Source organism: Streptomyces javensis, from assembly GCF_039525925.1.
Classification (GTDB): Bacteria; Actinomycetota; Actinomycetes; order Streptomycetales; family Streptomycetaceae; genus Streptomyces; species Streptomyces asiaticus.
Window position 1 is genome coordinate 97,584 of the sequence record NZ_BAAAIF010000024.1, and the last position, 13,558, is coordinate 111,141.

A 13,558-nucleotide genomic window follows, 5' to 3' on the forward strand; every position below is an offset into this window, starting at 1 on the left:
GAAGCCACGGAAAGGGCGAGGTATCGGCGGCGGCGGGCCGGGTACCCGCCGCCGACGGAGGTGTCGAATGACGGCTGTGCTGGAGGTCCTCGTGTGGTGGGCGGCGCTGACCGGGATCTGGCTGGTGCTGATCAGCACCGTGGACCCGCTGGAGCTCCTGGTCGGGTCGGCCGCCGCGCTGGCCGCCGCCGTGCTCGCGCGCGCCGGGCGCCGGGCGGTGGCCGACCGGTGAGCACCTCCGACGGCTGGCTGGCGGCGGCGCTGGTGCCGCTGCTCGCGCTCGTACCGGTGCTGTGGCGGATCGCCTGCGGCTCGCCCAAGGACCGGCTGATCGGCCAGAACCTCACCTCGCTGCTGGCCGGTCTGGTGCTGCTGCTGGCCGCGCAGGGCTTCCACCGGAGCTCGTACAACGATGTGGCGCTGGTGGTCAGCGTGCTCGGCCCCACCGGAACCCTGATCTACGCCCGCTTCCTGGACGTCCTGCCCGACTCCCGGCTGGTGCGCTGGACGGCGCTGGCCGGAGTGCCCGCCACGGTGCTTCCGCTGTGCGTGGCGACCGGGCCCGGCCGGGCCATGGTGAAGCTGCTGCTGATCGGCGCGCTGCTGATCGCTGGCAGCGTGGTGACCAGCGGCCGCGGCGGCAAGGGGGGCGTCACGGCATGACCGATGTGCTGATCGTCGTGGCGCTGCTGCTGGTCGCGGGCGCCGCGACCGCCGCCGTGCTCAACCGGGACCCGGTGCGGCAGGCGCTGGTGCTGTCCTTCCTCGGACTGACGCTGGCCCTGCTGTTCACCTTCCTCCAGGCGCCGGACGTCGCGCTCTCGCAGCTCGCCGTCGGCTCCGCGGTGACGCCCCTGATGATCCTGCTGACCGTGCGCAAGGTGCGGCGCCGCCCGGGGAGCGGGGACGGCGTGGACAAGCCGGCGGGCCGGAAGCGATGAGCCCCCGGGTCCGGCTGTGGGTCTTCCTGGTGGGCGCCGCCGGGTTCGCCGCGCTGTTCGCCGCGGCCTGCTTCGACCTCCCGGCGTTCGGCACCGTCCCGCACCCGTACGGCGCCCGGGCCGTGCACGCCGCACTGAGCCATCACACGGCCAATGTCATCGCGTCCGTCAACTTCGATCTGCGCGCCTTCGACACGCTCGGCGAGGAGACCATCCTCTTCTCGGCCGTCATCGGCACCGTGGTGCTGCTCCGCCAGGCCCGGGACGAGCACCGCAAGGATCCCGAGCCCGCCACGGTCAGTCCCCAGGTGCGCCGGTTCGCGCTGCTGACGCTGCCGTTCGCGCTGCTGGTGGGCCTCTATGTGATCGCGCACGGCCAGATCAGCCCGGGCGGCGGCTTCCAGGGCGGGGTGGTCGCGGCCACCGCGCTGCATCTGCTCTACATCGCCGCCGACTACCGGGCCCTGGAGCGGGTCCGCCCGCTGACCCTCTACGAGATCGGGGAGGCCGCCGGGGAGGCGGCGTACGTGATCACCGGGCTCGCGGCCGTCCTCGCGGGGTCGGCGTTCCTCACCAACGTCCTGCCCTTCGGCACCCGCGCGACCCTCTCCTCCGGCGGCACGGCGATGGTGCTCAACGCGGCCGTCGGCCTGGAGGTCACCAGCGGGATCGTGGTCCTGCTGGCCCGATTCCTGGACCAGGCGGTGGAGATCGAGGAACCCGGGGAAGACGACGGGAGCCCACGGGACACAGGAGACAGCGGGGGCAACGGAGACGACGAGAGGGAGCGAGCGTGACGGTCCTGCCGTATCTGGTCGCCGGATGGATCTTTCTGATCGGTGTGTACGGGCTGGTGACCAGCCGGGACCTGATCCATGCCGTGGGGTGCCTGGCCGTCACCCAGTCCTCCACATATGTGCTGCTGCTCACCGTCGGCTACCGGAACGGCGGCACCGCCCCGGTCTTCGCCGACGCGCCCACGAACAGCCGGGTGGTCGATCCGGTCGTCCAGGCGCTCGCCCTCACCGACATCGTGGTCGGCGCGACCGTGACCGCGCTGCTGCTCGCGCTCGTCGTCCAGCTCCGCAAGCGCCATGGCACGGTCGACCCGGACGCCCTGTCCGAGCTGAAGGGCTGATCGGGTGGACACCGCGCGGCTGCTGCCGCTGGTGGTGGCGGTGCCGCTGCTGGGCGCGGCGGTGCTGGTGGCCACCGCACGGCGGCTGCCCCGGCTCGTCTCCGACATCCTGGGCTGCGCCTTCGCCGCCGCCACCGCCGCGGTGGTGCTCCTGGTGCTGTTCCGGGCCGGTCACCCCGGGCCGGGGACATATCCGGTGGAGTGGGTGGGCGGCTGGCGGCGGGTGGGCATCGTGCTGGTCGGCGATCCGCTGGGGGCCGGGCTCGCGGCGCTGGTCTCGCTGCTCGTCGTCGCCGTCCTGGTCTACTCCTGGCGCTACTTCGAGGAGCCGCCGCGCCGTCACACCGGCTCCTTCCCCGCGCTGATCCTGGTGTTCCAGGCGGGCATGTGCGGTTTCGCGCTGACCGGCGACCTGTTCAACGCGTTCGTCTTCTTCGAGCTGATGGGCGTGGCCGCCTACGCGCTGACCGGCTTCCGCGTCGAGGAGCCCAAACCGCTGCAAGGCGCGCTGGCCTTCGGGGTGGTGAACTCCCTCGGCGCCTACGTCACCCTGCTGGGCATCACGCTGCTGTACGCGCGCACCGGGGAGCTGGGGTTCGCCCAGATCGGGCGGCGGCTGGACACGGACGGGCCGGACGGGCTGGTGCTCGCCGCGTTCGTCCTGGTGACCACGGGGCTACTGGTGAAGGCGGCCGCCGTGCCGTTCCACTTCTGGCTGCCCGACGCACACGCGGTCGCCCCGACGCCGGTGTGCATGCTGCTGTCCGGGGTGATGGTGGAGCTCGGTGTCTACGGGGTCGCCCGGGTCTACTGGACGGTCTTCTCCGGGCCCGGAGGGCTCTCCCACCCCGACTTCACCCGCGCGCTGCTGGTGCTGGGCGTCCTCACGGCGCTGCTGGGCGCGGTGATGTGCTGGCAGCAGCGCCATCTCAAACGGCTGCTGGCGTTCTCGACCGTGGCCCACACCGGGCTGTTCCTGATCGGCGTCGCCGTGCTCACCCCCGAGGGGATCTCCGGCACGGCGCTGTACGTACTGGGCCACGCAGGGGTGAAGGCGGCCCTCTTCGCCTGCGCCGGGGTGCTGCTGGACCGGTACGCGACCGTGGACGAGCACGAGCTGTTCGGCCGGGCCCGGGAACTGCCGGCGGTCGGCGTGCTGTTCGCGGTGGGCGGGCTGGGCCTGAGCGGGCTGCCGCCGTTCGGCTCCGGGCTCGGCAAGGCCGCCGCGGAGGAGGCCGCGGGGCACACCGCCGGATGGCTGCCCGCGCTCTACGTCCTGGTGTCGGCGGTGACCGGGGGCGCGGTGCTGCGCGCCGGGCTGCGGATCTTCGCCGGAGTGGGCCGGCGGCCCCGGGAGGGGAAGGAGGGCGGCCCGGAGACCACCGGCGAGGAGGAGCCCGAGACCGGTGGCCGTCTCTTGCGGATCCCGGTGCCGCTGCTGGCGGTGCCCGCGGCGCTGCTGGCCGCGTCGCTGGCCCTCGGGGTGATCCCGGCCGTCGGGTCCGCGGTGGGCCGGGCCGGGGCGTTGTTCACCGACACCGGGGGCTACCGCCGGACGGTCCTCGACGGACACGCCGCGGCCGCCCCGGCGCATCTGCCACCGCACTGGCAGCTGACCGGGATCCTGCTCGGGCTGCTCTCCGCGGCCCTCGCCATCACCCTGGCCACACTGGCGGTGCGGCGGCCGGTACGCACCGGGACGGCCGCGCTCCTCGCGCCCGTACGACGATTGCAGTCCGGGCATATCGGCGACTACGTCGCCTGGCTGATCGCCGGGACGGCGCTGCTCACGGTGTTGACCGTCCCGGGGGTCCGCTGAGCCGCCGGGACCGGGGCGCGCCCGGTCCCATGGGTCAGCGGTCAGCGGTGGCGCAGAGCCGAGATCAACTGGCTCTTGGACATCTGGGACCTGCCCTCGATGCCCGCCTTCTGGGCCTCGCGGTACAGGTCCTCCTTCGTCCGCGTCTCCATGCCGCCCGACTTGGCGCCCCCACGGGCCGCCATGCGGCGCCCCGACGTCTTTCCGCTCTTGGCGGTCGCTTTGGCCATGTCCGCCTCCTTCCGCCTCAAGTGTCCGGTACGGGGCGGAACATCGCCCGCGGGACTACTCCGAGCGCGGAGGGCGGCCCTGCGGCCGGGGATCGGAGGGCCCTGGACTCCCCGGAGTTCTAGGAATCCTTGGCATCCTTGCGGCCCAGCACCTTGTTGACCCGCGAGCCCACGCCCCAGGACATCACCCGCCAGGCCGCCTCCGTGACGATGTCGCGGCTCATCTTGCTCTCGCCGCGCTCGCGTTCGATGAAGGTGACCGGGACCTCGATGACGTGGAAGCCCGCCTTGATGGCCCGCCAGGCCAGGTCGATCTGGAAGCAGTAGCCCTGGGAGGCGACCTCGTCCATGCCGATGCCCTCGAGCGTCTCCTTCCGGAACGCCCGGTAGCCCGCCGTCATGTCGCGGATCGGGACGTCGAGGAGCAGACGGGAGTAGGTGCTGCCGCCCCGGGAGATGAATTCGCGGGACTTGGGCCAGTTGACGATGCGGCCGCCGGGCACCCAGCGGGAGCCGATCACCAGATCCGCGCCCTTGAGCGCGGTGAGCAGCCGGGGCAGCTCCTCGGGCTGGTGGGAGCCGTCGGCGTCCATCTCCACCAGCACGCCGTAGCCGTGCTCGATGCCCCAGCGGAACCCGGCCAGATAGGCGGCGCCGAGGCCCTCCTTGCCCTTGCGGTGCAGGACCTTGACGTGGTCGTCCTCGGCAGCCAGCTCATCGGCGACCTTGCCCGTGCCGTCCGGGCTGTTGTCGTCCGCGACGAGGATGTGCGCGTCCGGAACCGACTCCCGGACCCGCGCGACGATCGGCTTGATGTTCTCCGCCTCGTTGTAGGTCGGGATGATCACCAAGGTCGTGCCGAGCGGACCGTACTTCCGCCGGCCACCGTCGTCCTGGCCCTCGTTGCTACGGCGCGGCTCCTCGGCCTCGGCGCCGGCCTCCCCGGCCTTCGCGCTCGGCTCGTCGGCCTTGGTGCCAGGCTCCTCGGCCTCGCGTGCGTCGCTCACGGCTACTGCCCCTTCTCGTCCGTACGTCCCCGACGGCCGATCATGATCGCGGCCGCGCAGGACAGAACGCCCACCATAGCGAGCACCCACTCGGGGATCGCACCGACGCGGTCGGCCAGGGTCTTGCCGTCACGCAGCGGGATGCGCGCGGTGAGCACATCTTGCGTGAATTCTTTCGTCCGCTGCTCGATCGTGCCATCCGGGGAGACCACGGCGCTGATCCCGCTCGTGGCCGCGGTGATCACCGGACGACCGTGTTCGATCGCCCGCAGCCTGGACATGACCAGCTGCTGCTCGGGCTGGCCGCTGCGTCCATAGGTGGCGTTGTTGGTCTGGACGACGATCGCCCGGGCGCCCGCGTTGACCGTGTCGCGCACGATCTCGTCGTAGGCGACCTCGAAGCAGATCACATCACCGAGCCGGGCCGGGCCGACGTTCAGCACACCGGTGTGGTCACCGGGGTAGAAGTCGCGGGGCACCCGCTGGAGCCGGGTGATGACCTTGCTGAGCTCCTGGCGGAACGGCACGTACTCGCCGAAGGGCACCGGGTGCTGCTTGGTGTACGAGGCGCCGGGACCGCTCTTCGGGTCCCAGACGATGCCCTGGTTCTCCACATAGCCCTGTTTGGTCGGATGGTCGACCAGGGCGCCGACCAGCACCGGAACGCCGATCGACTTCACGGCCTCGTCGATCCGGGCGTATGCCTCCCGATACTGGAAGGGATCGAGGTCGGAGGCGTTTTCCGGCCATATGACGAGATCGGGCTTGGCGATCCGGCCCGCCCTGATGTCCTTCGCCAGGTCCAGGGTCGCGTTCACATGGTTGTTGAGGATCTTCATCGGGCGGCCCAGGAAGTCCATCCCGGCCTGCTGCACATTGCCCTGGACGACCGCGATGTCGACCGAGTCGTCGGCGGCGGTGGGGACGGGCACCGCGAATCCGGCGGCCGTCACGGCGGCCGCGACGGCCACGGCCCCGGCGGCGGGCAGGGCGCGGCGCGGTGAGAAGCCCCCGGCGCCGCGCAGCCGCCACAGGGTGAGCGCGGCACCGGCGAGCGCTCCGCCCGTCAGGGCGACGCCGAAGGTGACCAGCGGGGCGCCGCCGAGCGCGGCGAGCGGGGTGTAGGGCGAGCCGGTGTTGGCGAAGGCCAGCCGGCCCCAGGGGAAGCCGCCGAAGGGCACCCGGTCGCGGGCCCACTCCTCGGCGACCCACAGACAGGCCGTCCACAGCGGCCACAGGGCCGGCACGGGCAGCCGGGAGACCAGGGCCAGCCCCGCCCCCATCAGGGCGAGGAAGGCCGCCTCGATGATGGACAGGCCCACCACCGCGTCCCAGCCCACCACGCTGAGCCACTTCAGCAGCAGCAGGAAGAACGGCACCCCGAAGGCGAAGCCCGTCCAGGCGCCCTGGCGGGCGGTCCGGCCGTGGGTGAGCAGGGCCAGGGCGGCGACGGCCACCAGGGACAGCGGCCACACCCCGAACGGCGGGAAGGCGAGGCCGAGCGCGAGCCCGCTGACCGCCGCGAGCGCGCTGCGCCGCGCCTCCCGGCGGGCGAGGGGGCCGAGGTGGCGCAGCCGGCCGAGCCGCCGTCCTCCCGGGGACGGCGCGGAGGCGGATCCGGAGGCGGCGGAGGCGGCGGAGGCGGTCTCGGACGCGGCGGGCACGGACCCGGAGGCGTCGGAGGCGGTCTCGGACGCATCGGCTGCGGCCCCGGACGCGGCGGACGCGGGCACGGCAGACGCGGCACCGGATGCGGCAGTCCCAGGCGCGGCGGCCCCGGTCGCGCCGGATGCGCCGCCCTCGGCGGCGTCACGATCCTCGACGGGGACAGGGCCCCCCACGGCGTCACCGCCCTCCCCGGGCTTACGGCCCTCGGCGGCGTCGCCGCCCCCGACGGGCTTACGGCCCCCCACGGCGTCACCGCCCTCGGCGCCCTCGGCGCCCTCCGTGGGCGGCGTGGCGGCGGAGCCGGTCGTCCGCTGACCCGGTCGGTCTGCGTCCGGCCCGGTGGGGGCGGCTTCGGCGGTGGTGTCGGAACCCGATGGCACGGTGCGGCCTTCCTACAGGTCGTGCTGTGGTGAGGTGACCGTATAACGCGGGCGCGCGGTAGTGGTCCCGAGGTGCGGATTGTGACCTCGGGGTGGAGAAACGCTTCGGCCATGGCGGGGGTTCCCCGCCCGGCGGCGGCCCCGCCCCCGCGTCGGGGGGCGGTCCGCCGGTGTGCGCGTGCGGAGTGGGGGCCCGACGCCCTTCGGGCCGACCTGGGACCCGCTGGCTGCGGATCGACCGAGAGCCGTTGTCTACTGAGCGTCCGGGCCCCTCCCGGGTCGCACCTGCCGACCCGGCGATCCCTCCCTCGCCCCCGTGCACTGGACCTGGCTCCCAGTGGTGGCGCACCACGGCGGCGCGTCTCCCTCTGGCCCAGCGGCGTTCGACGACTTCGTGAAGATTCCCCGGTCGGGCGTCCTTTGGTGGACGAGCCCGAACCTACCGGCCACCGACCGCACCCTGTCAACAGCCACATGACCTGCGCCGTTTCCTCAAATGACCAGGTCAGTACGGACGGTGTTCAGATGCCACGACAGGCCGGGGGCTCATCGTTCGGCGGTACGGGGCGCCCGCGCGTCACTCGTCCGGCCGGAGGTGGACGGTGCGTCCGCCCACCACCGTGCGGACACAGACGGGCAGTTGACCGCCCGGAGTGAGGTCGGGCAGACCGGGGGTGCCGGAACGGGGGTCGGTGGACCACCCGGCGACCCGCGTGTCGGGCACCTGCACGATGAGCTCACCGGTCCGCCAGATCGCGTAGTCGGCGGGCGCGCCGGGCGCCAGGACGCCCGCGTCGTCCCGTCCGATGGCCCGCCAGCCGCCGCGGGTGTGGGCGGTGAAGGCGGCGCGGACCGAGATCCGGTGCTCCGGGGTGCGGTGGAAGGCGGCGGCGCGCACGGTGCCCCAGGGGTCGAGCGGGGTGACGGGGCTGTCGGAGCCGAGCGCCAGGGGCACCCCGGCGCGCAGCAGCGCCGCGTAGGGGTTGAGGGTGCGGGCCCGCTCGGGGCCGAGCCGCTGGGCGTACATGCCGTCCTCGCCGCCCCACAGGGCGTCGAAGGCGGGCTGGACGGAGGCGGTGAGGCCGAGGTCGGCGAAGGCCGCGACGGTCTCGGGGGTGAGCATCTCGGCGTGTTCGACGCGGTGCCGGGCGGCGCGCACCCGGGCGAGCCCGACCGTTTCGGCGGCGGCCCGTACGCCCTCCACGACGGCCGTGACCGCGGCGTCGCCGATGGCGTGGAAACCGGCCTGGATCCCGGCCTCGGTGCAGGCGGTGACATGGGCGGCGACGGCCGCCGCGTCCAGGTAGGCGGTGCCGGTGTGCGGCGTGTCGGCGTACGTCTGGTGGAGACACGCCGTGTGCGAGCCGAGCGCCCCGTCGACGAAGAGGTCGCCCGCCGCGCCGATGGCGCCGAGTTCGCGCACCTTGTCCAGGTCGGAGGCGCTGCGGGCGGCCTCGGCCCAGTAGCCGTACACCCGCGGCCCCGGCTCTTCGGCGGCGAGCCGGAGCAGCCCGGTGAGGTCGTCCTCGGAGGAGATGTCGGGCCCGGCGCACTCGTGGAGGGTGCCGATGCCCAGCGAGGCGGCGCGGGCGCGGGCGGCCCGCTGGGCGTCGGCGCGCTGCCGCTCGGTGATGACCGCGTGGGCCGCGGCGCGTACGGCGTGGTGGGCGGCGCCGGTCAGCGGCGTGTCGGGGCGGTACCCGGCCAGGTCCGACACGCCGGGCACGAGGTCGAGGAGGGCGGTGGTGACGACGGCGGAGTGCACATCGATGCGGGTGAGATAGAGGGGGCGGCCGCCGGTCGCCTGGTCGAGTTCGGCCCGGGAAGGCGGTCGTCCCTCGGGCCAGCGGGCGGCGTCCCAGCCGTGCCCGAGCAGCACCCGGTCGGCGGGGTGGGCGGCGGCGTGGGCGCGCACCCGCTCCAGCGCGTCGGCGAGCGTACGGGCGCCGGTGAGATCGAGTCCGGTGAGGGCGAGCCCGGTCGCGGTGGTGTGCACATGCGCATCGGTGAAGGCGGGCGTCACCAGCGCCCCGTCCAGCTGGACGACCTCGTCCACACCGTCCGCGAAGCCGTCCGCGGCCCCTTCGGAGCCGACCCAGGCGATGGTGCCGCGCTCGGCGACCATCGCGGTCGCGAACGGATCGGCTGGGCTGTGGACCTCACCTCCGCGCAGCAGGACGGTACGGCCTTCGGGGGCCTGGGCGGGGGTGGGGTCGTTCACGGCGGGCTGCCTCGATGCGGGTATCGGGTGAGGGGTGTCGGAAGGGCGTTCAGACGCGCGGCGGGCGCGCCTCGTAGGGCGTGGAGAGGACCACGGTGGTGCGGGTGGAGACACCCGCGAGCGAGCGGATCCGGCTGAGCAGGTGCTCCAGCTCCAGCGGGGTCGCGACGCGCACCTTGAGGATGTAGTTCTCGTCTCCCGCGACGCTGTGGCACGCCTCGATCTCGGGCACCTCGGCGAGCCGCTCGGAGATGTCGTCGGGCGCGCTGGGGTCGAAGGGTTTGACCGAGATGAACGCGGTAAGGGGAAGCCCGACGGCCTCGGGGTCCACGACGGCGGCATAGCCGCGGATCACGCCCCGCTGTTCGAGACGGCGAACCCGCTGGTGCACGGCCGATGTGGACAGGCCGGTGGCCTTGCCCAGGTCCGTGTAGCTCATCCGGCCGTCCTTGACGAGCAGCTCCACGATCTGTCTGTCCAACTCCTCCACAGCCGATCACCTTATGTGGTCGGGAGGGCTCCGGCACAACGGGTGGGCACCGGGTGGGCACAGCGGACATAGGCGCCGCTACGCCGCACCTGCACCGGGCATGTGACGAACGCCACATGTCCTCGTGGGCGTCCTATGAGATGTGGCGATTACCTATGCGGCCGCGAGGGAAATGCTTGCTGTGGTCGAGGCCGACGCGCCTGGCCAGCCCACCCGAGGGGGAAACTCATGCCTCATCTCGAGCGCCTCGACGCAGGCGACATCGATACCGACGAGATCCACGACACCTATGAGATGTTCCGGGTGATCTGCCCGGACTGCGCGCGCCCCATCGCGCTCCTCGCCGACGAGGACGTCCTTCCCGAGCACGCGCTGTGCTCGTCCCCGTGGGACCCGTTCGGGCTCACGGTCTGCGCCGGCACCGGTCGCCGGGTGGCCGACGCCGAGCCCGCCGACGCGTCGCTGGACGCGTTCGAGCGGGACGCCGCGCTGCTGCTGACGCTTCCGGCGGGCCTGGACTGGCGGACGCAGCCGTTCTCCCACCTCGGCGGCCCCGGCTCCCGGCCGGTGCGCCTTTTCTAGGGCTCGGTTCGCCTCCGGGGCGCTTCAGCCTCCCCCAGCTACCGCCGGGAGGTGCCCCCTGTCGACGGTCGACCGTGCTCGGCCCCTCGTTCCTCGGGGCCTGCGCGCGCTCTCCCTTTCGACAGCGACGCGCCCCTTCGGCTCACTCGCCGGGGCGTACCCGAAACGGCGGGGGCGCAGGCCGCGCCCCCTACCGACACACCGGTCTCAGCCGACCTCAGGCCCCGCGAGAGCGCGGGCGATCACCACCCGCTGGATCTGGTTGGTGCCCTCCACGATCTGGAGGACCTTCGCCTCGCGCATATAGCGCTCGACCGGGAAGTCCACCGTGTAGCCGTATCCGCCCAGCAGTTGGACGGCATCGGTGGTGATCCGCATCGCCGCGTCCGTGCAGAACAGCTTGGCCATCGCCGCCTGCTTGGAGAACGGCCGCCCCGCGTCCCGCAGCCGTGCCGCCGTCAGGTACAGGGCGCGCCCGGCCTCGATCTGCGTGGCCATGTCGGCGAGCATGAAGCGCAAGCCCTGGAAGTCGGCTATCGGCCGGCCGAACTGCCGCCGCTGCGCGGTGTACGCGAGCGCCTCGTCCAGCGCCGCCTGGGCGACGCCGACGGCACAGGCCGCGATGCCGAGACGGCCCGCGTCGAGGGCGGACAGGGCGATCGCGAACCCCTGCCCCTCCTCGCCGATGCGGCGCGCGTCAGGCACCCGCACCCCGTCGAGGTGGATCTGGGCGGTCGGCGAACCGGCCATGCCCATCTTGTGCTCGGGCGCGGCCGCCGAGAGCCCGGGGGCGTCGGCGGGCACGAGGAAGGCGCTGATGCCGCGGGTGCGCTCGGGGCCGGTGCGGGCGAGCACGGTGTAGAAGTCGGCGATGCCGCCGTGGGTGATCCACGCCTTGGTGCCCTCGAGGATCCAGGTGCCCCCGTCGCGGGTGGCGCGGGTGGTGAGCCCGGCCGCGTCGGAGCCGGAGGAGGGCTCGGAGAGGCAGTACGCGCCGAGCAGCCCGCCGCCCAGCATCGCGGGCAGGTGCTCGGCCAGCTGCTCCTTGCTGCCGTAGCCGGCGAGGGCGTGGCAGGCCAGGGTGTGGACGCTGACGCCGAGGCCGACGGTCAGCCGGGCCGCGGCGAGCTCCTCGAGGACCTGGAGGTAGACCTCGTACGGCTGGTCGCCGCCGCCGAACTCCTCGGGGTGGACCAGCCCCAGCAGCCCGGACTCGGACAGCAGGGTGAACAGCTCGCGGGGGAAGCGCCCGGCGGCCTCCTCCTCGGCGGCCCGGGGCTTGATCTCCCGTTCGATCAGCTCGCGGACGAGCGAGATCAGGTCGCGGGCCTCTTCGGTGGGCAGCTCACGCTCCACCGGCTGCGGGCCGTGATCGGTCATGGCGGCGCTCTCCTCTCCCCTGGTCAGGCGCTGCGGCGGCGTGCGCCGGGGTGAGGCGGCGCCACCGGTGTTGCTGCCGCCGGCCGGTCCACCCGTCGGATCGCGAACGGTGATGACCTGCACCGCGGCGGTTGGAGTATGCCCGATCCGGAGCCTTCCGGTACCGGTCGCCCGATCTTCAACCAAATTCGCACATGGGCACCCACCACCTTCCTCCACGCACTCCCACCAACGTCGCACGCATGGAGCAAATTGGCCCAGACCATTGACCCCACTGGTCTAGTCCTTCTACCTTTTCCCCACCCTGCCCTGCGCGTTCATGTCAAGCTATGGGCAGGTCGTCGGGCAGTTCACTCTCCCCTCACCCCCCACCGAGGAGATTCCATGCTCAGACCAGGCAGACTGTCCGCCGCGCTCGCGGCGATCTGTACGGCGGTGCTGACCGCCACTCTGCTCGCGGGCTCGGCAGCGGCCGGTGAACCCCGGAGCGCCGATATACCCCAGGCCACGTCCAAGGCCGCCCAGACCCCCACGACGAAGGCCGCCGGGAACAAGGTGGTCGGCTACTTCACCGAATGGGGCATCTACCAGCGCAACTACCACGTCAAGAACGTCGAGACCTCGGGCTCGGCCGCCAAGCTCACCCACATCAACTACGCCTTCGGCAATGTCACCGGCGGCAAGTGCGCCATCGGTGACTCCTACGCCGACTACGACAAGGCGTACGACGCGGCGAGCAGCGTCGACGGCCAGGCCGACACCTGGGACGCGGGCGCCCTGCGCGGCAACTTCAACCAGCTGCGCAAGCTCAAGAAGCTCCACCCCGGCCTGAAGGTGCTGTGGTCCTTCGGCGGCTGGACCTGGTCCTCCGGGTTCACCGAGGCCGCCAAGAACCCCGCGGCCTTCGCCCAGTCCTGCTACGACCTGGTCGAGGACCCGCGCTGGGCGGATGTCTTCGACGGCATCGACATCGACTGGGAGTACCCCAACGCCTGCGGCCTCTCCTGCGACACCAGCGGTAAGAACGCCTTCAAGAACCTGATGTCCGCCGTGCGCGCCAAGTTCGGTTCGTCCAACCTGGTGACCGCGGCGATCACGGCCGACGCCTCCTCCGGCGGCAAGATCGAGGCCGCCGACTACGCGGGCGCCGCGCAGTACGTCGACTGGTACAACCCGATGACGTACGACTTCTTCGGTGCGTGGGCCGCACAGGGCCCCACCGCCCCGCACTCCCCGCTCAACTCCTACAACGGCATTCCGCAGCAGGGCTTCAACACCGACGCCGCCATCCAAAAGCTCAAGGGCCTCGGCATCCCGGCCTCGAAGCTCCTGCTGGGCATCGGCTTCTACGGACGCGGCTGGAGCGGCGTCACCCAGGACGCCCCCGGTGGCACGGCGACCGGCGCCGCGCCCGGCACCTACGAGGCGGGCATCGAGGACTACAAGGTGCTCAAGGGCTCCTGCCCGGCGACCGGCACGGTCGCGGGCACGGCCTACGCGCACTGCGGCAACCAGTGGTGGAGCTATGACACCCCCGCCACCATCGCCGGGAAGATGAACTACAAGCAGCAGCAGGGCCTGGGCGGCACCTTCTTCTGGGAGCTCAGCGGCGACACCTCGAACGGTGAGCTGATCAAGTCCATCAGCTGACCCCACAGCAACGACCCTGATCGACGCGGGCGGGGAGCCATCACCGGCTCCC

The 13,558-nt window shown here is 72.7% G+C and carries 14 protein-coding genes; 8 read left to right on the forward strand and 6 right to left on the reverse strand.

The annotated features are described in order from the left end of the window. Positions 1-67 precede the first annotated feature (67 nt). Genes ABD329_RS22375 through ABD329_RS22400 form a run of 6 tightly spaced genes read left to right on the forward strand, consistent with a single transcriptional unit; the run spans position 68 to position 3,898 of the window. A complete protein-coding gene (locus ABD329_RS22375) occupies positions 68-232 on the forward strand; it encodes a hypothetical protein (protein WP_198280547.1) in 165 nt (54 codons plus the stop codon). Next, a complete protein-coding gene (locus ABD329_RS22380) occupies positions 229-663 on the forward strand; it encodes an MrpF/PhaF family protein (RefSeq protein WP_198280546.1) in 435 nt (144 codons plus the stop codon). Before ABD329_RS22375 ends, ABD329_RS22380 begins: the two co-directional genes overlap by 4 nt. Beyond that, the gene (locus ABD329_RS22385; protein ID WP_198280545.1) at positions 660-941 is read left to right on the forward strand and encodes a Na(+)/H(+) antiporter subunit B; all 282 of its coding nucleotides are present in this window, start codon (positions 660-662) and stop codon (positions 939-941) included. Before ABD329_RS22380 ends, ABD329_RS22385 begins: the two co-directional genes overlap by 4 nt. After that, complete coding sequence (locus ABD329_RS22390; RefSeq protein ID WP_198280544.1) at positions 938-1,738, forward strand: Na(+)/H(+) antiporter subunit B; 801 nt, start codon at positions 938-940, stop codon at positions 1,736-1,738. Before ABD329_RS22385 ends, ABD329_RS22390 begins: the two co-directional genes overlap by 4 nt. Then, the gene (locus ABD329_RS22395; protein WP_198280543.1) at positions 1,735-2,079 is read left to right on the forward strand and encodes a sodium:proton antiporter; all 345 of its coding nucleotides are present in this window, start codon (positions 1,735-1,737) and stop codon (positions 2,077-2,079) included. The genes ABD329_RS22390 and ABD329_RS22395 overlap by 4 nt, the downstream gene beginning before the upstream one ends. Before the next feature lie 4 nt (positions 2,080-2,083). Continuing rightward, the gene (locus tag ABD329_RS22400) at positions 2,084-3,898 is read left to right on the forward strand and encodes a complex I subunit 5 family protein (protein ID WP_344316804.1); all 1,815 of its coding nucleotides are present in this window, start codon (positions 2,084-2,086) and stop codon (positions 3,896-3,898) included. 41 nt (positions 3,899-3,939) lie between these two features. Here ABD329_RS22400 and ABD329_RS22405 read toward each other — a convergent pair whose 3' ends face one another. The 5 genes from ABD329_RS22405 to ABD329_RS22425 form a co-directional block, all read right to left on the reverse strand. Next, positions 3,940-4,128 (reverse strand): Rho termination factor N-terminal domain-containing protein, encoded by a 189-nt coding sequence (locus ABD329_RS22405; protein WP_020866919.1) that lies wholly within the window; start codon positions 4,126-4,128, stop codon positions 3,940-3,942. A 119-nt stretch (positions 4,129-4,247) separates the two neighbouring features. Next, positions 4,248-4,979: a polyprenol monophosphomannose synthase gene (locus ABD329_RS22410; protein WP_166483121.1), complete on the reverse strand. Its 732-nt coding sequence runs from the start codon at positions 4,977-4,979 to the stop codon at positions 4,248-4,250. A 158-nt stretch (positions 4,980-5,137) separates the two neighbouring features. Further along, positions 5,138-7,183, reverse strand: coding sequence for an apolipoprotein N-acyltransferase (lnt, locus tag ABD329_RS22415; RefSeq protein WP_344316807.1), 2,046 nt, complete (start codon positions 7,181-7,183; stop codon positions 5,138-5,140). A 577-nt stretch (positions 7,184-7,760) separates the two neighbouring features. After that, complete coding sequence (locus tag ABD329_RS22420) at positions 7,761-9,308, reverse strand: amidohydrolase (protein WP_344316813.1); 1,548 nt, start codon at positions 9,306-9,308, stop codon at positions 7,761-7,763. 145 nt (positions 9,309-9,453) lie between these two features. Continuing rightward, a complete protein-coding gene (locus ABD329_RS22425) occupies positions 9,454-9,894 on the reverse strand; it encodes an Lrp/AsnC family transcriptional regulator (RefSeq protein WP_020866923.1) in 441 nt (146 codons plus the stop codon). Positions 9,895-10,122: 228 nt separating this feature from the next. Here ABD329_RS22425 and ABD329_RS22430 point away from each other — a divergent pair, with 228 nt between their 5' ends. After that, positions 10,123-10,476 (forward strand): hypothetical protein, encoded by a 354-nt coding sequence (locus ABD329_RS22430; protein ID WP_198281721.1) that lies wholly within the window; start codon positions 10,123-10,125, stop codon positions 10,474-10,476. 207 nt (positions 10,477-10,683) lie between these two features. Here ABD329_RS22430 and ABD329_RS22435 read toward each other — a convergent pair whose 3' ends face one another. Further along, positions 10,684-11,856, reverse strand: coding sequence for an acyl-CoA dehydrogenase family protein (locus ABD329_RS22435; RefSeq protein WP_198281720.1), 1,173 nt, complete (start codon positions 11,854-11,856; stop codon positions 10,684-10,686). Between the two features lie 384 nt (positions 11,857-12,240). Between ABD329_RS22435 and ABD329_RS22440 the strand changes: the two genes are divergently transcribed. Continuing rightward, positions 12,241-13,506, forward strand: coding sequence for a glycoside hydrolase family 18 protein (locus tag ABD329_RS22440; protein ID WP_198281719.1), 1,266 nt, complete (start codon positions 12,241-12,243; stop codon positions 13,504-13,506). Positions 13,507-13,558 lie beyond the last annotated feature (52 nt).

Coding starts and splice junctions, on each gene's coding strand:
- ABD329_RS22375 (WP_198280547.1), top strand. CDS start 68: ATGACGGCTGTGCTGGAGGTCCTCGTGTGGTGGGCGGCGCTGACCGGG.
- ABD329_RS22385 (WP_198280545.1), top strand. CDS start 660: ATGACCGATGTGCTGATCGTCGTGGCGCTGCTGCTGGTCGCGGGCGCC.
- ABD329_RS22390 (WP_198280544.1), top strand. CDS start 938: ATGAGCCCCCGGGTCCGGCTGTGGGTCTTCCTGGTGGGCGCCGCCGGG.
- ABD329_RS22405 (WP_020866919.1), bottom strand. CDS start 4,128: ATGGCCAAAGCGACCGCCAAGAGCGGAAAGACGTCGGGGCGCCGCATG.
- ABD329_RS22420 (WP_344316813.1), bottom strand. CDS start 9,308: ATGGTCGCCGAGCGCGGCACCATCGCCTGGGTCGGCTCCGAAGGGGCC.
- ABD329_RS22430 (WP_198281721.1), top strand. CDS start 10,123: ATGCCTCATCTCGAGCGCCTCGACGCAGGCGACATCGATACCGACGAG.
- ABD329_RS22435 (WP_198281720.1), bottom strand. CDS start 11,856: ATGACCGATCACGGCCCGCAGCCGGTGGAGCGTGAGCTGCCCACCGAA.
- ABD329_RS22440 (WP_198281719.1), top strand. CDS start 12,241: ATGCTCAGACCAGGCAGACTGTCCGCCGCGCTCGCGGCGATCTGTACG.